This window comes from Mesorhizobium sp. KACC 23794 (assembly GCF_052180275.1).
Lineage (GTDB): Bacteria > Pseudomonadota > Alphaproteobacteria > Rhizobiales > Rhizobiaceae > Kumtagia.
The window spans coordinates 4,106,021-4,125,922 of sequence record NZ_CP197465.1; the positions used below are offsets into that span (position 1 = coordinate 4,106,021).

24 protein-coding genes and 1 tRNA gene are annotated in these 19,902 nt (G+C 61.3%); 15 read left to right on the forward strand and 10 right to left on the reverse strand.

Annotated elements, in window-relative coordinates; all coding sequences use genetic code 11:
• Window positions 1–263: 263 nt before the first annotated feature.
• Window positions 264–1,592: a type IV secretory system conjugative DNA transfer family protein gene (locus tag ACSBOB_RS20240; protein ID WP_442577879.1), complete on the forward strand. Its 1,329-nt coding sequence runs from the start codon at window positions 264–266 to the stop codon at window positions 1,590–1,592.
• Here the strand turns inward: ACSBOB_RS20240 and ACSBOB_RS20245 are convergent.
• Both ACSBOB_RS20245 and ACSBOB_RS20250 read right to left on the reverse strand, forming a co-directional pair.
• On the reverse strand, window positions 1,587–3,218 hold the full coding sequence (locus tag ACSBOB_RS20245; RefSeq protein ID WP_442577880.1) for a hypothetical protein: 1,632 nt from the start codon (window positions 3,216–3,218) through the stop codon (window positions 1,587–1,589). The two genes, ACSBOB_RS20240 and ACSBOB_RS20245, sit on opposite strands and share 6 nt — an antisense overlap.
• Window positions 3,219–3,336: 118 nt before the next feature.
• Window positions 3,337–4,068: a hypothetical protein gene (locus ACSBOB_RS20250; RefSeq protein WP_442577881.1), complete on the reverse strand. Its 732-nt coding sequence runs from the start codon at window positions 4,066–4,068 to the stop codon at window positions 3,337–3,339.
• 106 nt (window positions 4,069–4,174) lie between these two features.
• Here ACSBOB_RS20250 and ACSBOB_RS20255 point away from each other — a divergent pair, with 106 nt between their 5' ends.
• From ACSBOB_RS20255 to ACSBOB_RS20280, 6 genes are read left to right on the forward strand one after another with little or no spacing between them, the layout of a single operon-like run.
• Window positions 4,175–4,597, forward strand: a complete 423-nt coding sequence (locus tag ACSBOB_RS20255; protein WP_442577882.1) for a hypothetical protein — start codon at window positions 4,175–4,177, stop codon at window positions 4,595–4,597.
• Between the two features lie 6 nt (window positions 4,598–4,603).
• Entirely contained in the window at window positions 4,604–5,053 is a 450-nt protein-coding gene (locus tag ACSBOB_RS20260; RefSeq protein ID WP_442577883.1) for a hypothetical protein, read from the forward strand.
• A gap of 23 nt (window positions 5,054–5,076) precedes the next feature.
• Window positions 5,077–5,256: a hypothetical protein gene (locus tag ACSBOB_RS20265; protein ID WP_442577884.1), complete on the forward strand. Its 180-nt coding sequence runs from the start codon at window positions 5,077–5,079 to the stop codon at window positions 5,254–5,256.
• Window positions 5,256–5,567, forward strand: coding sequence for a hypothetical protein (locus ACSBOB_RS20270; RefSeq protein WP_442577885.1), 312 nt, complete (start codon window positions 5,256–5,258; stop codon window positions 5,565–5,567). The genes ACSBOB_RS20265 and ACSBOB_RS20270 overlap by 1 nt, the downstream gene beginning before the upstream one ends.
• Window positions 5,560–5,793, forward strand: a complete 234-nt coding sequence (locus tag ACSBOB_RS20275) for a hypothetical protein (protein WP_442577886.1) — start codon at window positions 5,560–5,562, stop codon at window positions 5,791–5,793. Before ACSBOB_RS20270 ends, ACSBOB_RS20275 begins: the two co-directional genes overlap by 8 nt.
• On the forward strand, window positions 5,786–6,880 hold the full coding sequence (locus ACSBOB_RS20280; RefSeq protein WP_442577887.1) for a tyrosine-type recombinase/integrase: 1,095 nt from the start codon (window positions 5,786–5,788) through the stop codon (window positions 6,878–6,880). Before ACSBOB_RS20275 ends, ACSBOB_RS20280 begins: the two co-directional genes overlap by 8 nt.
• Before the next feature lie 143 nt (window positions 6,881–7,023).
• On the opposite strand, the gene ldtR is transcribed toward ACSBOB_RS20280, so the two are convergent.
• From ldtR to ACSBOB_RS20295, 3 genes are all read right to left on the reverse strand, one after another.
• Window positions 7,024–7,539, reverse strand: a complete 516-nt coding sequence (gene ldtR / locus ACSBOB_RS20285) for a transcriptional regulator LdtR (RefSeq protein ID WP_442577888.1) — start codon at window positions 7,537–7,539, stop codon at window positions 7,024–7,026.
• 235 nt (window positions 7,540–7,774) lie between these two features.
• Window positions 7,775–8,197 carry a DUF6163 family protein gene (locus ACSBOB_RS20290; RefSeq protein ID WP_442577889.1) on the reverse strand — a complete coding sequence of 141 codons (423 nt, stop codon included), beginning with the start codon at window positions 8,195–8,197 and terminating at the stop codon, window positions 7,775–7,777.
• On the reverse strand, window positions 8,194–9,240 hold the full coding sequence (locus ACSBOB_RS20295) for an enoyl-CoA hydratase/isomerase family protein (protein WP_442577890.1): 1,047 nt from the start codon (window positions 9,238–9,240) through the stop codon (window positions 8,194–8,196). Before ACSBOB_RS20295 ends, ACSBOB_RS20290 begins: the two co-directional genes overlap by 4 nt.
• A 191-nt stretch (window positions 9,241–9,431) precedes the next feature.
• On the opposite strand from ACSBOB_RS20295, the gene ACSBOB_RS20300 reads away from it, so the two are divergent.
• The 4 genes from ACSBOB_RS20300 (at window position 9,432) to ACSBOB_RS20315 (ending at window position 12,206) form a co-directional block, all read left to right on the forward strand.
• Window positions 9,432–9,944, forward strand: a complete 513-nt coding sequence (locus ACSBOB_RS20300) for a DUF992 domain-containing protein (RefSeq protein ID WP_442577891.1) — start codon at window positions 9,432–9,434, stop codon at window positions 9,942–9,944.
• A 49-nt stretch (window positions 9,945–9,993) separates the two neighbouring features.
• Window positions 9,994–10,593: a YdeI/OmpD-associated family protein gene (locus tag ACSBOB_RS20305; RefSeq protein WP_442577892.1), complete on the forward strand. Its 600-nt coding sequence runs from the start codon at window positions 9,994–9,996 to the stop codon at window positions 10,591–10,593.
• 170 nt (window positions 10,594–10,763) lie between these two features.
• The gene (locus tag ACSBOB_RS20310; RefSeq protein ID WP_442577893.1) at window positions 10,764–11,582 is read left to right on the forward strand and encodes a transglutaminase-like domain-containing protein; all 819 of its coding nucleotides are present in this window, start codon (window positions 10,764–10,766) and stop codon (window positions 11,580–11,582) included.
• Window positions 11,583–11,762: 180 nt separating this feature from the next.
• Window positions 11,763–12,206: a hypothetical protein gene (locus ACSBOB_RS20315; RefSeq protein ID WP_442577894.1), complete on the forward strand. Its 444-nt coding sequence runs from the start codon at window positions 11,763–11,765 to the stop codon at window positions 12,204–12,206.
• 114 nt (window positions 12,207–12,320) lie between these two features.
• Here the strand turns inward: ACSBOB_RS20315 and ACSBOB_RS20320 are convergent, their stop codons facing one another.
• Together ACSBOB_RS20320 and ACSBOB_RS20325 are read right to left on the reverse strand one after the other, a co-directional pair.
• Window positions 12,321–13,361: a glycoside hydrolase family 25 protein gene (locus ACSBOB_RS20320; protein ID WP_442577895.1), complete on the reverse strand. Its 1,041-nt coding sequence runs from the start codon at window positions 13,359–13,361 to the stop codon at window positions 12,321–12,323.
• Window positions 13,362–13,525: 164 nt separating this feature from the next.
• The gene (locus tag ACSBOB_RS20325; RefSeq protein ID WP_442577896.1) at window positions 13,526–15,040 is read right to left on the reverse strand and encodes a protein adenylyltransferase SelO; all 1,515 of its coding nucleotides are present in this window, start codon (window positions 15,038–15,040) and stop codon (window positions 13,526–13,528) included.
• Window positions 15,041–15,299: 259 nt separating this feature from the next.
• On the opposite strand from ACSBOB_RS20325, the gene ACSBOB_RS20330 reads away from it, so the two are divergent.
• A complete protein-coding gene (locus tag ACSBOB_RS20330; RefSeq protein WP_442577897.1) occupies window positions 15,300–15,926 on the forward strand; it encodes a glutathione S-transferase family protein in 627 nt (208 codons plus the stop codon).
• A 168-nt stretch (window positions 15,927–16,094) separates the two neighbouring features.
• Here the strand turns inward: ACSBOB_RS20330 and ACSBOB_RS20335 are convergent, their stop codons facing one another.
• Window positions 16,095–16,262, reverse strand: coding sequence for a hypothetical protein (locus ACSBOB_RS20335; RefSeq protein ID WP_442577898.1), 168 nt, complete (start codon window positions 16,260–16,262; stop codon window positions 16,095–16,097).
• 175 nt (window positions 16,263–16,437) lie between these two features.
• Between ACSBOB_RS20335 and ACSBOB_RS20340 the strand changes: the two genes are divergently transcribed.
• Both ACSBOB_RS20340 and ACSBOB_RS20345 read left to right on the forward strand, forming a co-directional pair.
• A tRNA-Thr gene (locus tag ACSBOB_RS20340) sits at window positions 16,438–16,513 on the forward strand.
• 204 nt (window positions 16,514–16,717) lie between these two features.
• A complete protein-coding gene (locus tag ACSBOB_RS20345) occupies window positions 16,718–16,963 on the forward strand; it encodes a hypothetical protein (RefSeq protein ID WP_442577899.1) in 246 nt (81 codons plus the stop codon).
• A 65-nt stretch (window positions 16,964–17,028) separates the two neighbouring features.
• Here the strand turns inward: ACSBOB_RS20345 and ACSBOB_RS20350 are convergent, their stop codons facing one another.
• Entirely contained in the window at window positions 17,029–18,015 is a 987-nt protein-coding gene (locus ACSBOB_RS20350; protein ID WP_442577900.1) for a hypothetical protein, read from the reverse strand.
• Window positions 18,016–18,651: 636 nt separating this feature from the next.
• On the opposite strand from ACSBOB_RS20350, the gene ACSBOB_RS20355 reads away from it, so the two are divergent.
• Window positions 18,652–19,476 carry a DUF2971 domain-containing protein gene (locus ACSBOB_RS20355; RefSeq protein WP_442577901.1) on the forward strand — a complete coding sequence of 275 codons (825 nt, stop codon included), beginning with the start codon at window positions 18,652–18,654 and terminating at the stop codon, window positions 19,474–19,476.
• A gap of 138 nt (window positions 19,477–19,614) precedes the next feature.
• Here the strand turns inward: ACSBOB_RS20355 and ACSBOB_RS20360 are convergent, their stop codons facing one another.
• Entirely contained in the window at window positions 19,615–19,881 is a 267-nt protein-coding gene (locus ACSBOB_RS20360; RefSeq protein ID WP_442577902.1) for a hypothetical protein, read from the reverse strand.
• Window positions 19,882–19,902 lie beyond the last annotated feature (21 nt).

Here is a 19,902-nt window from a genome sequence, read left to right on the forward strand (position 1 = left end):
GCCTCCATGGGCGCAAGAGTTCTCAAGCCGCGGAGTAAGCCGCGACGGCGAAAAGGTTTTAGATGTATGCTTAAGTCAGGAGATAATAGGCGATGTTTAACCCCATAACCATAGTAATATCGGTGTATAAGGTCCTGATGTGGTCTTTAGAGACCACGGTGCAGGTCATTGTGGGGTGCTGGAAATTCTTGGCCGCTGTTCGAAAGTGGCGGGACAAGGATAAGCCGACGCACGGGAATGCCCGGTTTTCCGAGAATAAGGAATTGAAGAAGCTGGGCTATCTCGACCAGCCGGGATTCCTCATGGCGGTGTCCGAAAAGAAGCGCAAAAGGGTCTATAACAACCCGGAACGGGCGGTGCTGATGATGGCGCCGCCCGGCACCGGCAAATCCCAGCACTTCATCGCGCACCTTCGCAGCCTGGTGAAGCGAAAGCCTGAGAAGCTGCCCTTCCTGCTGATCGGCGACGCCGCCGACGAACTTTATACGAACTGCGCGCCGATGCTCACGGCTGCCGGGTACCAGATTGCCAAGCTGGACGTCGTTGACCCGGAAGGCTGGTCGAAGTTCGACATCCTCTCGCACCTCAACCCTGCCGATCGCTTTGTATACGGAAGGCAGCTCGATGCCGTTTGCCGCCTGTTGGTGCCGGACGAACCCGGCTCCAAGCAGCCGCACTTCCTCGAATTCATGCGCCTTCTGCTGAAGTGCGCGATCACCCTCAACGTCCGCTACGAGGCGAATGACAAGCCGATCGGCGTCATCATCGGCGAGCTGATCAATGAGAAGAAGCGGGCCGCGATGCTGAAGCGCGCCGTCGCCTTCGATGACGACGTGCTGACCACCGCGCTTGATACCATGGGCAAGATGCAGGACAAGCCGGAGGGTATCTCGATGCTCTCCACCTCGCTCCGCAAAATCGAGAGCTGGAGCGATGACGCGCTGCGGGAAGTAACCTCTTACGGACCTGACCTTCATGGCCGCTACAGCCGTGGTTGGAAGTTTGAGGATATGTTCCGGAGCGAGAAGCCGGTCGCGATCTTCCTGCGGACCGGGACGCAGAAGATGGGCGGCGACTTCGCCCGCATCGTCTACGGCAACGCCATCAACACGGTCGCCATGATGCTCGATCGGGACAAGAAGCGTCTTTCGCGGGACCTTGAGGTGCTGATCGATGAAGCCGGCCTGGTCGGCTACTGCGACGCCGTCACCCACGCCTACACCCGTCTCCGGAAGGCTGGCGTGCGTATCCGCATGTGCTTTCTTGGCCTGCAGGAGTTCCGGGAAACCTACAGCAAGGAACACGCCACGCTGCTCGGCGGGTCGGACCTGCTCGTCTTCGGAGGCTCCAACGATCTCGAACAGAACCGTCTGGTCAGCGATCTGCTCGGCGAGTTCACTGTCCAAAGCCGAAGCGAAAGCCAGAGCGACAACGGGGAGAGCCGCGGGCGTAGCGAACAACCCCGCAAGCTCCAGAAGTATGATGAGGTGCGGATGCTGGGTTACAGCAAGGTGCTGGCGATTATGGATGGCATTGCTGTCCTCGGCCTCAAGCCTTGGCAGAAGGGCAAGCGCGGCATCGAATACCTATAGGCTGGCGCCCCGATCCTCGCGAAGGCGCTCGCCTTCAAGGAATTCCTCAAGATCGTGCTTCCGACCGGTGATGCGTAGGATGTCCTCGCACTGGTCCGGCGTCAGCTCACCTTCGGCCACCATCACCACCAGCTCGCCAAGCGTCATCTCCCCGACGTGCTCCTTGATGGAGTTCTGGTAGATTTCCGACGCCTTCGCCAATTCCGCGTCGGTGCCCATCAGCCGCACATGCTGTTCCAGCGCCTCGGCGCGCTCGCGCAACGTGGCAGCCTCACTGGAGAGCTGTTGGGTGTTGCGGTTCAACAGCTCCAGGTCCTTCTTCGCCCAATCGTAGGCTCGATCTGCGGCCACGAAGCGGGTTTCCGCCTCGGCAGCCTGCTTTGCAGTCTTCGATGCCCACAAGGTTCGCCCGAACACCGACAGCCTAAGCCCCTTCGCCCGCCCGCTGGCATGGTGGGTTGCATCCCACTGCTCCCGCGCGTTGTGCAGCGCCTGCTCTTTTGCGGCGGTGACGCCGATCCCCTGCGCCGCCTTGATCGCCGCGTCTTCTGCCCGTTGGCGGGCTACTTCATATCGGCGGAGCGTTTCATCCCGGTCAGCGATCGACCGCTGGATAAGCCGGTGCTCCTCCCAAAGCTCTTTCGCCTCCTGAACCCGCTCCAGCGGCGTCATCTGGGACGGCTTCAGGCCCTCTGTCTGAATGGTGCCATACAAGCCGCTTTCGTCGAACTCTGGCTCGACTTCGCCATCCTCGATCTCTTGCGGCCCGTTAGCGAGGGCGACCGCGAGGTCGTCCCGAAACAGCTGACGGTCATCGTCAGGGTCGAACGGCAGCTCGGGAGCATAATTGTCGAGGGGATCGCCAGCGAAGTCGTAGCGGAAGTGCGGGTTCTCGATATCGCGCAGTTCCCCTAAGCGCGCATCGACAAAGAGGTCGACGTCGCCGACGGACAATCTGGGAAGGGCTCTCGCGACCATTTCATCGTCTCCGGTAAAGTCTTCTGACTTCCCGGATTCCGGCGCGAGGTCCAGCGAACTATCGGGGCGTAACGATGCAGCCTCGGTTTCGGGCTTCGACGCCTCGATGTTGTCGTTCTCAGCTTCAAGCTGGTAGCCTTCATGAACCTTGACGCGTACGTCGTAGCCGAGCTGTTCGAAGGTATCGTTGGCGGCGGTCTCCCACTCGATCTTGAGCTTGGCCGTGCTTCCGCGTTCGCTGGTGCCAAAGACACGGCGGCCGGTTTCGACATCGCGGTCGAAGAACTCGAAATGGACGTGGTGGTTATTGGTGTCGAAGCCGTGGCCGACAAAATAGTATGGCGTCCGACCTTGACCAATTCGGAAGCCAAAACGTTTGAGTGCGACGGCCGCATCCTCCCTCGAAACGCTCCTTGGGACCGAAATTATGAAGCCATCTTGGACGCGTCCGTTGGCGCGGAGTCCGTCCTCATGGCCGATGAGCCACCGCTGGATGGCATGGTAATTTTTCGGCATGTGCTCCGAATAGAAGAACTGCATAGCGTTCTTGCGCATGACGTACCGAGCATGGGCCGCCGCCGTGTAAGGCTCCGCCTGGGTCTTCTTCCCGATGGGCGTGTGCTTCAAAAACGCGGTAACCGTTGCCATTGCGCCACCAGCTTAACATGCGTAGCGGCTGACCGGGTTTGGCCACAAACCCATATTGTCGCCCTACCCTGCTGACGCTATCCGCTAACCCCTGTTTCCGCACTCGGGCTATCGGGGCTTATCGGGCATTCGTCGCCGGTTTCTCTCGGGTCGTGTCGATGAGAATTTCTGCATCTTGCACAACACCCAGTAACCCGTCGGTCCAATACTCGTACATTGAAAGAGTGTCTGGTGACGTGGGAGAGGTCCAGACGAAAGCAAAATCCAGTTTGTCATGCGCGTTTTCTGGAGCGGCGCAAACGATAGCCTCATCATCGCAAATCATGATGAAGTCGGGCAACCGCGGCACAGGTTCCTGCACCCTAAACACTCGAAGTCTGCCGCGTGCAGGTTTCATCTCCTCGATCCATCTCTCGATCGCCTCTCGTTCATCAAGCGGCACGAGAAATGGGTTGTTCCAATCGTTAGTGACCAAGACGGTTAGCTTATTGGGATCGTTGATCCGAGTGCGCAGCGCTCTCCCATGCTTTTGCTTCTGCAGAAAGTGATGGAGAGAAAACCGCACGAACAGCGCGATCGTTGTGGCGTTGTCCAACCTAGATCGATAGTTGCCCTCCTGGTAATTCGGGACGAGGCCTACGAGGCCGCTGTTCCTCATATTGGCTAAGAGGTCTAAGTCGGACTTTGCACTGGACCCGCGACGCTGTAGCGGGTCGTATCGACCAGCGATAATGTCCTCCATAGCGGCGCGGATGGTGTGAGAGCGAAGCCCCGGACCCACGTGGGCATCAAAGGCGATCTTCAACGCTTCGCCCGCACTGACCATCATCTGATCACGGGAATCAGCCATCAAACTCTCCGGCGAGGACCGTCGGTATATACCTGGCGATACATGTAGGGCAAAGCCAATCAAAGCTTTAGTTGGCACTCTCCGCGGACGCTGACAGGGACGCCCCATGACGGGGCTGCTCTGGGACAGCGCCGGAGCCCTCGATATGAAAAACTCCCTCATCCCGATACTCGGACGGTACGTCCTCGACGAGCTGTTCGAAAACCGTAAGCGACGCAACTCCGTCGTGAAGTCGCCGTCCCGTCTGCCCGCAAGGGCGTCGGGCGGCGGCGGCATACCTCCGCAGTGGCATGACATCTACAAGAGCTTCAAGCCCGCCTACCGGTATGCCAATGGCGTGCAGAGCGCCTACTTCCACAAGGTCGACATCTGGCGCAACACCGGCCAGCCTGCGGGTTTCTATCAGTCTCAGATGGACGCGGCTGACGGCGCCTACCTCGAACGCTACGTGTGGATCTTCCACAATGGCCGCTTCACGGAAGTCGCCCAGTTTGGCGTGCGCGGCTCCCGCCGCCAGTTCGTGGGGTAGACGAACATGGGCAAAGAGTTGGCAACCGAAAATCCGCCCGTCGTGGCGGTGAACCAAGTGCAGGCTCCCATGAGCCTGTACGAGGTTCGCGACTTTGACGGTGCGGTACGTATGCTTCGTCAGATTATGACCCGTGTAGAACGGCCGGTAGACGAGGTGAAGGCAAAAATCTTCAAGTCGCACAGGCTCGTGGTGATATTGGACTACGAAGATGAGGATGATTTTGTCTATCGCCCGCAAGGGTATGTAGCTGAAATCCACCGCATTTTCTACGATATCAAGTACGAGGATACGGTCGGCATCTATGATGTCCCGGTTGATCGGGGCGACTTTTACGAGGTGTTCACATTCCGCTACGAGATCGTCGACGGCGCGCTTGTCGAGTGTGGCCAAATCTCGTGCGTGAATATGGATAAGTCCGACTATCACTTGCGCCGCCGCAAGCGGCGCCTGTAGCCGTGAAGCTTATCGAAATGCTCATGAAGTTCGCGCTCGACGTGGCAATGCTCGTCATCCGCGCCTCGGTCCAGTTGATCATCACAGGCCTGATGGCACTGGGCCGGGCGCTGATGGAAACCGGCCGGGTCCACGCCGCCAACGCGAAGGCGGGGAAGGTGCCTGACAAGCGCCAGCCCCGCCGGAAGCGGCGGAGGCGGTGATGGCGACGAAAACGAAGCTCACCTTCGTCTGGACGGTCACCGGCATCGCGGCCACCGCGTTTCTCGCTAATTGGGTAGGCGGGCGGTTTCTCGCCTACCCTTTTCTGTACTGCTGGGGCTCGGCTCTGCTGGGCCCGATCTATCGCGACTTCGCGCTTCTGGTGCTTTACGCCGCTTCACTCTATACCCTTTATGCCCTATGGATTGTTTATCCTAAAGGTGTTATGGGCGGCGTACTTACCTTTATCGGCACCATCAGGCTTCCCGACGTCGCGGCACTCATGTTCCTGTCGGGAGGCTCCTGTGGATAAGAAAGAAATCGAAATGATGCGTGAAGGACTCGCCAAGGAGTACGGTTTCGCCCTTTACCGCCAGTACGGTGAAGCGGAAGCCGCTCACTTTCTCCGCGTCGATCTCACCACGCTCATGCGCTGGCGTCGGGCGGGGAAGACGCGGTGCGTGAACCTCGGCGAACGGAAGGTCCGCTACCTCGGCATCCACATCGCCGACATGATGCTGGGTGTGAAGGATGACTAAGCGGGCCTTCCAGATCGGTGACTACTGGCTGGACCGGCGCAAGGGTCGGCCCGGCTGGTATCGTTTTGGCTACGACGCCGCCACCCGCCAGACCCGAAAAGTGTCCATGGACACGGATGACCTCGAAGTAGCCAAAGGCAAGCTGCTGGACTGGTATTCGGCTGAACGCCTGCGGACCAGCCAGCACCTCTCCTCGGAGGAAGTGACCCTGCGCGACATCTGGAAGGAATACGAAGCCAACCATGTGCCGAAGCTACGGTCTCGGCAGGCTGTGTCCATCCTGCTGCGCTATTGGCTGGACTTTTGGGGCGACGCGACGGTCGCCGACGTGCGCAGCATCCCACGGCAGGAAGAATTCGTCGCGTGGCTGTTCGCCAAGGGGCTCGCCAACAATTCTTGCAACAGAGCTTTGGAAGTTGGGCGCGGTGCTATCAATAGAAGCTGGAAAAGGGGGATCATCCGCGACAAGCCCTTCATCCAAATGCTCAAGATCGAAACCGACCGCCCCATGGGCAGACCGCTGGACGTCGAAGAAATCCGCAAGCTCTACACCCACTCGGCGGACCATATCCGCCTGTTCCTCGTCCTCATGCTCGCCACTGGCGCCCGCAATGAGGCCATAACGTCCCTGACGTGGCCACAGATCGATTTTGAGGCGGGTCTGGTGCACCTGAACCCCACCGGACGCAAACAGACGTCCAAGCGCCGTCCTACGGTCCGCCTGACGCCTTTCCTGCGGGAGTATCTGGAGCCGTTGGACAAGACGACGCCTGCGGTGATGATGTTCCGCGGTCAGAAGGTCCAGCTCATCAACAAGGGCATCCGCGCTGCCCTGCGGCGCGCGGAGATGGATCGGGAGGTCACAGCGTACTCTTGCCGCCATACGGTTGCCCGTTGGCTCCGCAAGGAAGGCGTCTCGCCGTGGGAGACAGCCATGCAGCTGGGCCACAAGGTGGCCGCGTTCTCGATGACGGAACGCTACGCGGCATGGTCACCGGACTATCTCGACAAGTCGACCGCTGCGATCGAAAAGCTGCTTCGCGCGGCGATCCCGCTTGACGCCCCCGGCGTCCCGAATGGTCGCTAACGTCTCGGCCACTTCTGGCGAAAATGTTGGGCACGCAGTGGGCACGCAACGGTGCGCCCCGTAGGGCATTTTGGTGCCCCTTTATGCATTTGCGTGCCCAGAAATGAAACGAAAGGCGATAACGATTTCAGGTATTTAGCGCCTTACATTCTATATGCAATCGTATCGTTCCAGAAGCGGTCGAGGCGCTGCAGGGCGCGGTTCATCTGCTTGAACTCTTCGGTGTTGATGCCGCCGACCTGCTCGATCGAACCGACATGGCGCTCATAGAGCCCGGCCACCACCTCGGCGATCGCCGCGCCCTTCGGCGTCAGGCTGACCCGCACCGAACGGCGGTCGATGCGCGACCGCTGGTGGTTGATGAAGCCGAGGTCGACCAGCTTCTTCAGATTGTAAGAAACATTGGAGCCGAGATAGTAGCCGCGCGAGCGCAGCTCGCCGGCGGTCAACTCGGAATTGCCGATGTTGAACAGCAGCAGGGCCTGGATCGCATTGATATCGCTGCGGCCGTTGCGGTCGAACTCGTCCTTGATCACGTCAAGCAGACGGCGGTGCAGCCGCTCGACGAGCTGAAGTGATTCCATGTATAGGGAACGGATAGCCTCGCGGCGATCGTCGGATACAGTAGCGGGCTTGGCCGCCGTACGCGGGTTGATCATTGTATTCGCCTCTCGTTTGTCGCCGGGTGATGTTTTGTTTTTCTCACCTTGATTGCGACCCTATCGAATACACATAAAATTCGACTTAAACGCCAGCCTTAACAGGAGGTTACCGGCAATAGGTTTCAGCGGAGGGTTAACAAATACCCAGCCCGAACCAGAAAATTAACCTAAAGCGTTATCGATCTGCCGCGCCGCCCGGACGCAAAGGCCGGTTTCGCGTCGCCAGCGGGCGCTATTGCGGCGCCGGGCGCTGCTGGAGATAGATGACCAGCCGGAAGGTCGCGTAGAGGCAGGCGGCGAAGGCATGTGACGCGACGACCGCATAGTGCCGGCCGAAAAGATCGGGAAAACCGGCATACATGATCGTTTCCGTGGCGGCGCACAGGAACCAGATCACCGGCCCCCAGGACGACAGCATCCATAGCCCGGCTGCCGCGAAGGGAAAGAAGACCGCCAGCGTGACCGTCACGACCTGCCAGTGAACCGGCATGAGGTCCAGGCGCCACAGAGGGGCGTCGTAATAGCCGAGCAGCCTTATCCAATAGAGGACGCCGAACATCAAACAGTAGACGGCAATGATGCGCTGGAACCAGGCGAACAGGGATTCGACCACCGTGGGGCCGAAGGCCTGCGGCCTGGTCGAGGCATCGCTCACAGAACGAGGTCTCCGCCCGGCAACGGCGCGAAATAGGCTTCGACGGCATCGTCGGTCACATCCGCCAGGCTTTGCGGCCGCCATTTCGGCGCACCGTCCTTCTCGATGATCGCGGCGCGGATGCCTTCCGGGAAGTCATGGCCGGCAACCATCCGGTTGAGGATGCGGAACTCCATGCGCATGCACTCGTCCATGTCGAGCATCGCGCCGGTGTTGATCTCGCGGAAAGTGACGGCGACGCTGGTCGGGGACGCCTTGCCGATCGCCGCCAGCGCGGTCTCGGCCACCGTTTCGCCGGACTCGCGCGCCTGGTCGAGCCCGACCAGCAGGTCGCCGAGCTTTTCGCGCGAAAACAGCCTTGCGATCGAGAACAGCGCGCCTTCGTCGGTTTCGGCCTGGGGAACGCTGGCGAACTGTTTAAGGCAGCTGTCAGGCGGTACGCCGTTGCATAAGGCGGCCACGATATCGCCGAGGGCGGACGATTCCACCGCATGGGTCGCGATGCCCGCCCTCAGCGCGTCACCGGAGCGGATGCGCCCGCCGGTGAGGCCGAGATACATGCCGTAGCTGCCCTTCAGCCGCGACAAAAGGAAACTGCCTCCGACATCCGGAAAGAAGCCGATGCCGACCTCCGGCATGGCGAACAGCGCCTTCTCGGTCATCACCCTGTGCGAGCCGTGGCAGGAAATGCCGACGCCGCCACCCATGACGATGCCATCGATCAGCGAGACGCACGGCTTCGGGAAGCGGGCAAGCGCGGCGTTCAGCCTGTATTCTTCGGCGAAGAAGCCCACCGGCGCCGCGCCGGCGCGCATTGCGTGATAGGCCTGCGCGATGTCGCCGCCCGCGGAGAACGCCCTGCCCTCGGCCCGGATCAGGACCAGGGCAACGTCTTCATCGCGCTCCCATGCGGCGAATGCCTTCGCCAGGGCGCGGACCATGATGAGCGTAACCGCGTTGAGCGCCTTTGGCCGCGTCAAAGTGATGACGCCGGCCACGCCGATCCGCTCGAACCGGATTTCGTCTCCTCCGCCAAAATCCATCAGCGCGCGATTCTCCATTCCAAGAGACATCAGTGCTAAGGACGGCAAGCAGGCCCGTCAACGGCGACGCCGTGTGCAAGCATTCCAATCGGCCCGTGCCGCTTCGCCGCTCTTCCGCCTTGATGGCGTTTCAGCTTAGGATGGGAGCTTGGGTGGGCGCCCGTGTTCCGTCGTTGCCAATGGAGAGTTTCATGAAGACCAAATTTGCCGCCGCCTTCCTCGCGCCTGCGGCGCTTCTGGCGGCGTCGTCCTTCGCCCAGGCCGCCGACCTGCGCACCTATCAGGAGCCGGACGACCGCGACGGCGTCAAGATCGGCACGCTGTCCTGCGACATCGGCGGTGGCGCCGGTTATGTGCTGGGCTCGGCCAAGGAACTCAACTGCGTGTTCCACTCCTCGATCGGCGCCCGCACGACGGAAAGCTACACCGGCACCATCCGCAAGATGGGCGTCGATCTCGGCTTCACCACGCAGGGCAAGCTGGTCTGGGCGGTTTGCGCACCGACGGCCGGCTACCATCGCGGCTCGCTGGCCGGGCTCTACAAGGGCGTGACCGCGGAAGCGACGGTCGGCGCAGGCGTCGGAGCGAATGTGCTGGTCGGCGGCACCTCGGGCTCGATCCAGTTGCAGACCATCAGCGTCACCGGCCAGTACGGCCTCAACATCGCCGCCACCGGCACTTCGGTGACACTCAACCCGAGCTGAGGGCGAACCCGACCGGGCGCCATCGCCTCGTAAAACCACGATCCGAGGAATGGCGCCCGTTTACGTAGACCCGTCTAAAGTTCATGAGTTCGAGGATGCGGACGCCTTTCACGAATGGCTCCGCAAGCACCATTCGACCGCCGACGAGGTCTGGATAAAAATCCACAAGGTCGGCTCGGGGCTGAAATCGATCACGCCGAAGCAGGCCATCGATACCTGCTTGTGTTGGGGCTGGATCGACGCGGTGCGCAAGGGCCTCGACGACAGAAGTTTCCTGCAGCGCTACACGCCGCGCGGCAGGAAAAGCATCTGGAGCCGGATCAACGTCGACAACGTGGCCCGGCTGATCGAGCAGGGCCGGATGACCGAGCACGGGCTGAAGCAGGTCGAGGCGGCCAAGGCCGACGGCCGCTGGGATCGCGCCTATGGCAGCGGCAAGGGCATGGCGATCCCGGACGATCTCCAGGCGGCGATCGACGCCGAGCCGGAGGCGAAAGCCATGCTGTCAAGACTCAGCCAGCAGAACCGCTTCGCGCTGGCCTTCCGCACGCACAATATGAAGACCGAGGCCGGGCGCAGCAAGAAGATCGAGACCTTTGTCGAGATGCTGAAGCGTGGCGAGACGATCTATCCACAGCGCGAGAGATGAGACTGGGCCTGCATTGCAACGCGATAGTTCTCCCTCTGCGTCCGCTCTGCCTTAACCTGGCTTGCACTACCCGGCGATACGGCGCACTGTCATGAAAATTGTGCATTGCACGCGCGCCTGTTCCCGAGCGAGGTCGCCTGGGAAACCGGCCAGCCTGCCGAAAGGTCCGGATGCTCATCCGCTACGGCTACGAAATCACCATCGACTGCCCGCAACCGACGCCGCTGGTCTGCCTGCTGGCCATCCACGAGGAGCGCGGCCCCGATCTCCGCGCGCCGGAAACCTTGTTCACCACGCCGGAAACCCGCACAACCACCTATCGCGACCTATTCGGCAACCGCTGCCGCCGCCTCGTCGCGCCGGCAGGGATGCTGACGCTATGGGGCGACGCCACCATCTATGACGACGGGCAGCTCGACCCCATCCTGCCCAACGCCCGCGAGATCGCCGTCGCCGACCTGCCGGACGAATGCCTGCTATACCTGATGGGCAGCCGCTATTGCGAGACAGACAAGCTGAGCCAGGCGGCCTGGGATTTGTTCGGTACCATTCCGCCCGGCTGGGGCCGTGTCCAGGCGGTCTGCGACTTCGTCAACCAACACATTGCGTTCGACTACCTGCAGGCGCGCTCCACACGCACCGCCTTCGAGGCCTACAACGAACGGGTCGGCGTCTGCCGCGATTTCGCGCATCTGGCGCTGACCTTCTGCCGCTGCCTCAACATCCCGGCCCGCTACGTCAACGGCCATCTCGGCGACATCGGCGTGCCGGTGGTCGACCCGATGGATTTTTCCGCCTGGATTGAAGTGTTCCTGGACGGCGCCTGGCGCACCTTCGACCCGCGCAACAACAAGCCGCGCATCGGCCGCATCGTCATCGCGCGCGGCCGCGACGCCGCCGACATCCCGCTGATCAACTCCTTCGGCCCGCACGTACTGAAGGGTTTTCGCGTCTGGACCTACGAGGTTCAGGATCTGCCGACACAGTAAGCGGGTTCCTGCGAAGGCGACGGTCGCGTTGCATAGCCGCTGATAGCCGCGCCCGCGTACCGTGCTCAGGCATGCACGAGCCACGTTTGGATTTGTGATCGAAAAACCTCGGTCGCCCTCCTGTCCGGGCCGATTGGCCGCGCTAGCTTTCCAGTGATCTCTTCAATGAAGGAGCGTGCCATGAAGCACTTCATCCCTGACGAGATCATATCGACCGCCGAACTGATCCCGTTGATCCGCAAGCCTCTCACTCCGGGCGAGCGCCTGGAAATCTGGGCGAAAGCACTGGAACGCCACGCCGGGCCGCTGAACGCGCTGAGGCGGCTGGAGCATCTGTCTGCCGACGAACTCCGCGCCTATCGCGGCAGCAACACACCGCTGACGGTGGCGTTCAACGACCCCATGCTGCGCGCCGAAGGCCTGAAGGGCGACAGTCTCGGCGACGCGATGGATTTCTTCGAACTGCCCCATCGAGATACCCATTGGCTGCTATGCGACTGTCACTACCACGGCACCATGACCGGCATCGGCCTCGCCAGGCTTGTTCGCGACCATGCCCGTGGCATCGAACGCCGGGCAAGATGGGCGCGGACCTTCAGAAGGCTGGTCGGCTGGGCAGTCTGAAGGCACCGCATCGCGATCGATCCGAAGCACGCCGCGATTGCGGTCGGCCCGACCGGGTCGGCCGCCACGTCGGGCCGGGCGGAAGCCGCACTTCCGCCCAGGCTGGCCTGCCGGCTAGTTGGCGTCGGCAACTACCGACTGGCCGCCCGCCCAGTTTCGCCACTGGCGCTCGCTGCCGTAGAAGACGTTGAGGTCGATCTTGCCCTTCACGCCATGCGACAGGCCGGATCCCGAATACTGCCAGAACACCCATTTGCGCCCCGGATAGACCTTCGAGGGATGCTGGGCCACTGCGCGCAGCCAGAACGGATGATTGGGGAATTCGCCGCGCAGATTGTCGGCGTAGAAGTCTGGGGCGGTATAGATGACCGGGCGCTGGCCGTAATGCGCCTCCAGTCTGTCCATGAACACCTGCATCTTCTCCAGCACGCGGGCGCGCGAAAGCCGCATCTTGCATTTCGACTCGCCATTGTACTCGACGTCGATCACCGGCGGCAGAGCGCCGGCAACCCTGGGCACGTTGCGGATGAACCAGTCCGCCTGCTCCCCGGCGGAGCGGCACCAGTAGAAGAAGTGGTAGGCGCCGCGCTTCAGGCCGGCCTCGTCGGCGGCTCGCCAGTTGGTGCGGAACATCGGGTCGAGATGGTCGCCGCCGTCCGTCGCCTTGATGTAGGCGAAGTTGGCGCCCTGGCTGCGCAGTTTCATCCAGTCGATGGAACCCTGCCACCGCGACACGTCGACGCCATGCACGGCATATTGCCCCGGCGCGGTTTTTCCGAAATTGATCGGTTTTGCGTCGCGGAAACGATGCCGGTAGATCGTGCCGCGCGCCAGTCCCGCGGGACGCGCTGCGGGTTTTGGCGCAAGCAATATCTTCGACGGCTTTTGCGGCGCGACCAGCGCGATCGCCTGGACATCGGTCTCAACAGTCATTTGCGGGCGGGCGACGGCGACCGCGGTCTCCTCCACCGCCGATTCCTCCAGCAGCGCCGAAACCGTGTCGGTCTCGCCGACAGCCGCACCGGGCCGCGCAACGGAGGCCGTCGTTTCGGAAGACGGCTCCTGCACCTGGAGACCGGCCACGCCGGAACTGGACGTGCAGCCGGCAAGGCCCAGGACGGCAAGAAGGGTGATGACGATGCTTGGCGATCGCATTTGGACCTGTACGCTGAGACAAGACAGACCGAAGGCGACGCCCCCGACAAAGCCGGGTTCAATTCCTAACGAGAAATTACCAATAAAGTTTGAATCGATTTTTTACCAAGTCGCGAGTTTCGCCTTGTCGCGGCTTGCTGTTTCGAAAACCTGCGCCAGGCGGTCTAGGTTCCGCAAAAAGTCTCCAGCACGCGCTCCTCCATTTTTGGAGGATCGGCATAGGCAACCATTTCCGGCTGCTCGTCGAACGGTTTTGCCAGCACCGAAAGAAGTTCTTCAAAGGGCGAAAAATCCGACCGGTCGACCCCGGCGCGGATCACCGCCTCGACGCGATGATTGCGCGGGATGAATTTCGGATTGACTGATCGCATCGCCGCCTGCCTTTCGGCGTCGTGTTCGGACTCGCGCGCCAGCCGGTCCTTCCAGCGGACCGCCCAGTCGTCGAACTCCGCCGGCCTGGCGAACAGCGCTCGCGTAACCCCCTCCCCGGCTGCCGCACCGAGATCCTCGCCAAGGCTCCTGAACGTCAATGTGAAATCCGCCTCGTTGCGGTCCATCGTGTCGAGCAGCCCGGCGGCCAGCGCCATGTCCTCCGGCCGCCCGGTAAGCAGGCCGAGCTTGCGCCGCATCCCGGCGTGAAATGCCTCTTCGTAAAGCGCCTGGAATTTTTTCAGCGCCGCCTCCGCCGCTTCCACTGCGGCGTCCTCATTGTCGGCAAGCAGCGGCAGCAGCGCCTCGGCCAGGCGCGCCAGGTTCCACACGGCGATATGCGGCTGGTTGGCATAGGCATAGCGGCCCCGGGAATCGATGGACGAAAACACCGTCGCCGGATGGTAATTGTCCATGAAGGCGCACGGCCCGTAATCGATGGTCTCGCCCGAGATCGACATATTGTCGGTGTTCATCACGCCGTGGATGAAGCCGACCAGCATCCAGCGCGCCACCAGCCGCGCCTGCGCGGCAACGACATTCTCAAGCAGCGCGAGGTATGGATTTTCTTGCGCCCCAGCATCTGGATAGTGGCGCGCAATCGCATAGTCGGCCAGTGCCTTCAGTCCTTCGCGGTCGCCGCGCGCCGCAAGATACTGGAAGGTGCCGATGCGGATGTGGCTCGCCGCGACGCGGGTAAAGATCGCGCCGGGCATCGCCCCTTCGCGAAACACCATCTCGCCGGTGCTGACCGCCGCCAGCGCCCGCGTCGTCGGAATGCCCAGCGCGGCCATCGCCTCGCTCACGATATATTCGCGCAGCACCGGCCCGAGCGCTGCCCGCCCGTCGCCGCCGCGCGAAAAGCGTGTGCGCCCGGAACCTTTCAGCTGGACGTCGCGGCGTTTTCCGGCACGGTCGATGGCCTCGCCGATCAACAGCGCGCGGCCGTCGCCGAGCTGCGGCACGAAATTGCCGAACTGGTGCCCGGCATAGGCAAGCGCCAGCGGCTGCACATTTTTCGGAGACGCATTGCCGGCAAGCACCGCCAGACCTTCGGGGCTTGCAAGGAAGTCGGCGTCGAGCCCGAGTTCTTCGGCCAACTGCCTGTTCAGCCTGATCAATCTGGGTGCGCGCACGGGCGAAAGATCGGCGCGCTGAAAGAAACGCTCGGGGAGCTCGGCATAGTCGCCTTGGCCGAGACCGGTCGCCGGCCCCGCCCGGTTCGAGACATCGATGTTCAATTGATCCATGATCCTGCCCGGCGCTCCTGCGTCCGTCTCTCGTCCCCACCATATCGGAACTCGTGGCCGATTTGGCAACTTTCCAGCCTCGGACACCGGCCGATCCGCCATGTCGAAAGCGCCGTCCAGACCATCCGCCCGCGGCATTCCTGTTGCAGTCTCGCCCGGATTGGCCGTTTCTGGCAGCAGCTTCGTCCTGGCCCATTTGGCGGCGCTTGCCTGGGCGCCACAGGCCGTCGCACTGTCCTGCGTCCAGCGGAGCAAGACCATGATCCTCATCGGCCAGTATGATTCGCCCTTCGTCCGCCGCGTCGGCATCGCGCTGACGCTCTACGGCCTGCCCTACGAGCATCGGCCGTGGTCGACCTTCGGCGACGCCGAAAAAATCCGGCCCTACAACCCGCTGCTGCGCGTGCCGGCGCTCGTTGTCGACGACGGCGAAACGCTGGTCGACAGCCATATGATCATCGACCATATCGACAGCCTCGTGCCTGCCGGTCGCCGGATGTTTCCGGTCGAAGAGCCGGCCCGCCGCCGCGCGCTGAAAATCGCTGCGCTGGCTGCCGGCCTATCCGACAAGGCGGTCAGCCTGTTCTACGAGACGAAGCTGCACGACACGGTGTCGGAGCTTTGGGTCGCGCGCTGCCGCTCGCAGATTTCGGAGGTGCTTTCGGTGCTGGAGGCGGACCGCGCCGCAAGATCGAGCGACTACTGGTTCGGCGACACGATCGGCCACGCCGACATCATCGTCGCGACGATGCTGCGGCATCTTTCCGAGGCGCATCCGGGATTGGTCGCGCTTACCGCCTACCCGGCGCTCATGGCGCATTGGCAACGGATGGAATCGCTGCCGGTATTCCAGGCGATCCAGCAGCCCTTCATCGCGCCGGCATGAGCTTGCCGACGGGTCGAACGTACCCTGCTCCCTCCGCGCAGAGAGATACCGGCGGATGGAACAGAAGAAAGAGCGGCGTAAACGCCCGGGACAAGCGTCGCCGCGTAGCTGTCCCCGCCGAAATCGACATCAGGCAGGCGGGTACCGCCCACGCGTTCGCCGTACCCGTCAGCCCATGCCCGTCGCGTGGCGCAGATAGAAGGCCAGCACGATGAAGCCGCAGGCGAATGCGACGCCCTTCCAGTCGACATTGGCCGACTTCAGGTCCCTGGCGAGCTTCAGCAGGACCAGGCAAAGCACCGCCAATCCGATCGCAACAAGCACAAACCTGATCATTCCGCAGCCTCCCTGTAAGCAACCGTCGACAACGATATGGGAACGCAATCCGACGCATTTAAGGGCGCATCGTCACGGCTTCAGGCCTCATCCGCCCCCGTGGATGACAACGGCGGTAACCGAAAAACGACTTTTGTCTTTACTGCCGGCCGATATATGATTACCGCAGGCGCATGCCCTTGTAGCTCAGCTGGTAGAGCAGCGGTTTTGTAAACCGAAGGTCGCGGGTTCGATTCCTGCCGGGGGCACCACAAAATCAAGAACTTACCCCTATTTAACCTGCCCTCGCCTGCGGCACACTCCGCGTCCGGGTAACGAATTGGGTAACAATCGCTCAGAATCGAGCACTAAAGCCGGACACCAAAAGAGCCGTGACGACTTCGATTGATTTCCAGCGTATTCCTGCGACACTCGGCAAGCCCGAGCGACATATCTGCCGGCGTGGGGAGGGCGGAATGGAAACGATCAAGGGAGTGATCGGCGGTGTGGGTGTTATAATCTGGGGTCTCGCTGGCCCCATCACCTACATCATACTGGTTGTCGACACATGGACGGGACGATCATCCGTTTTCGTCAAGCTGTTGCTGAACCTGACGCTCGACGCCATCTTGGCGGTAATTTGGCCGATTACCTGGGGTATCTGGCTGTTCCAATATTTCGCGGGACATGACAGCCCGCTGTCGAGAGTTCTTGGCTTCTGACGCGAGTGGCCCGGCCACGTCTCCGCAGCCGGGCAGGTGTCGCAAAGTTTGCGATCTGAATTAGGTCAAGTCGCCGTCATCAGCACCGGCTCTGTGCGCCCGACCAGGCTCTCCAGTTCTCTCCACGTCTCAGTATTGGAGCCACGGTCGAATTCGAAACTGCCGTATCCCGTGATCGCGATAATCTTCGCGGCTAGGTCGGCTGCGCTTTTGCTCGGGATCGCTTCCATCTGCTCTTCGAGAGCGCGCCTGCGGTCGCAATGAGCATCCGCTTCTTCATCTGAGCGGCAATATGGCTCTTCAAAGCCGAGGCGGTAAATTGCGTCCCATTCCTCGAATAGGCTTTGTATTCGGGAAGCCGGCGGTTCGACAGCCGGGGCGCTCGTTTCATTTGTCACTTTCCCGGCCTCCCGCGTGATTCGCTCCGCGTCCTTCCAAAGATGATAGAAAGCCGTCTCCGTTTCGCCGTTCCACAAATCATACGTGCGAAGTTTCGCCTTTAGATCGGCGAGCGATCTTGGCCGGAAGCGCATGACATGCACGCACGTGGCGTCGACGCGGGAAATCTGCCGTTGATAGGCCGCGTCGATCTTTTCGAATGCGACTTCTTCCTTGCGTTTTAAGCACCCCTGTTCCCACGCCGCCATCGCTACCTTGTGCTCGTCCTCCAGCTTGCGACGGCGAATGAGAGCTGGGTGGTCCAGCTTCTCGAATGCTGGACTGCCGACATCACATATGCGGAGATTGCGGAAGGCTTCCCGCCATTCGTCGTCCTCAGGCGGGAGAGGGTCGGGCCGCGCGTTTTCAGGAGCCGTCAGGTAAGCCGCTTCGGCAACGTTGTGGCGCTCTTGCACCACATCAAGCCGCCGCCGTTCGTCTATGAAGCGGGCAATCCGGCGAAGCAGTTCGGGAGTGACCGAAGGCGCCGCAGGTCTGGCCTCGGCAGCGGCCGCGCTCTCGCCATGGATGGCTATCAAGGTCGCCAAGGCCGGCACCATGGCGACTGAACTGCCCGCAGCTACGATGGCGCGGCGATTGACGTGTTGGTTCATGAATGTGTCGTCCCTGCTTGAACTGTCGGGCGTCTCGGCCCGCGCGGCGCTCTTCGCAGATGGCTGTTGAATTCCCGTTGAAACTGACGAGCAAAGTTGAGTAGCGGAGTTTACTATTTGGCGATGGGTGAACATGGGTGTCGTCTCGCTGGTTGGAACCGACTTGCTACAGCCGGCGGAACGTCGGGCAAATCTGCACGAGGTTCCTGCTTGGCGGGCGGCGCCAAAGCCGGGGGTTAGCAACCTGCCAGCGAGACAGGTCGAACGATTTTAAGCCTCACGGCTCTGGACATAGCGTTCGCCCCCGGCCATATTCACGGCCGGTTTGGAACGCCCGCCAAGGCGCTTCCATGCGCTAGAAGCCTGCCAAGGCTTCCGCGCCTCGACGGACTGCTTCGACGCCAATCGAACAATCTGTCTATCGCTGGTCAGGGTTGCTACACCCACTGATTACGATGTTCCTGTTCGCGCCAATCGTCAAGCACTTCCCCTCACCCGGGGGAACCGCTAGCGCGTCAATTGCCCGTTGCAATGAGGGTTCTAGAGCGTCACCCTTCGAGGGTGAGCTTTGGAAGGATGCGCCCTTTGCCTATCACCCCTCATGAGGTCTTTCTGCCCCCGGCCCCTGACGCCACGATGTGGCGCTACATGAGCTTTCCGAAGTTTGTCTCCATGGTGACGACAAATGCTCTCTGGTTCTCCAACATGAGCATCTTGGCCAAGGATGACCCGTTTGAGGGAAGCCTGCCAGCCGGGAACTTTTCACATCGCGCTTGGGCCACTATTCAAGATGTGCCCGGGGATGTTGCAGAAAAGATAAATCGTACATCATATAAGAAGAACGGGTCGATTGACGAGAAATTACAGTGTGATAAGGAGCATCGCGACTACCTTATTAATTACTGCCTCCAGTCACGCAAGGAATACTTTATAAGTTGCTGGCATTTAGCGGAAGGTGAATCCGCCGCAATGTGGCAACTATACGGAGAAAATACTTTTGGAATCGCGATAACAACCACCCATAGGCTCCTTGAAGCAGCACTGTCCTCTGAAAAACGCGATATTCTCGTGGGTGCGGTGACGTATTTGGACTATGAGAGCGCTGCGCTGGATCTGAGGAACGCTTTCTCTCCGGTGATAAACAAGCGGCTCGACTATAGCCATGAGCGGGAGGTCCGACTTGTCCACTGGGACACCGCTTTAGGCGAGGAACAGGTCTGGATGCTGTGGAACGGACAGCCTAGATTAATGACCACTCGATTGTCCGATGCAGACCACGACAAGATGGTTCCCCCTGCTGGGCTTCCCATTTCATGTGACCTGAACGCAATCATCCGAGAGATTCTGATCTCTCCCAGATCGCCCAAATGGTTTGAGGACGCGGTGGCGGGTTTCTGCAACCTCGCAAAGTTGGATCGACCAATTATCAAATCGGGGTTGCTCCGATCTCCCCGGGCATAACGACGCCACCTCGGTGCCGGCCCCTCCAGAGCCACAGCGCGGGCAACGCAGCCGGTGCCGGGTTCATCACCTTAATGACGGCGGGCCGGGCGTCACGCTACCGGGGCCGTCACAGGCAGGATAGCCACCACCCTTCCTTCAGGAGAGCTTTGCCTGGCGGCGCATGATTGCAGCCGACATCTCGGCAAGCCGGCGATCTTCGGCGTCTTCCTGGCGCTGCGGCTTTTCGAGCAGATCAAGCGCCGCCTTGCGAGCCTGTTCGGCACGGGCCGCCTCCATTTCACGCTCCCGCTGTTCACGTTGCGCGCGATGTAGCGATGCTAGCCGTTCTGCCTCGACAAGCTGGCGCTGTTGCGCGTCGAAAGCTTTGCGTACCGCCCGCGCTATAGATCGCATCGAGATCATGCGGATGCCCTCCTATTTGAA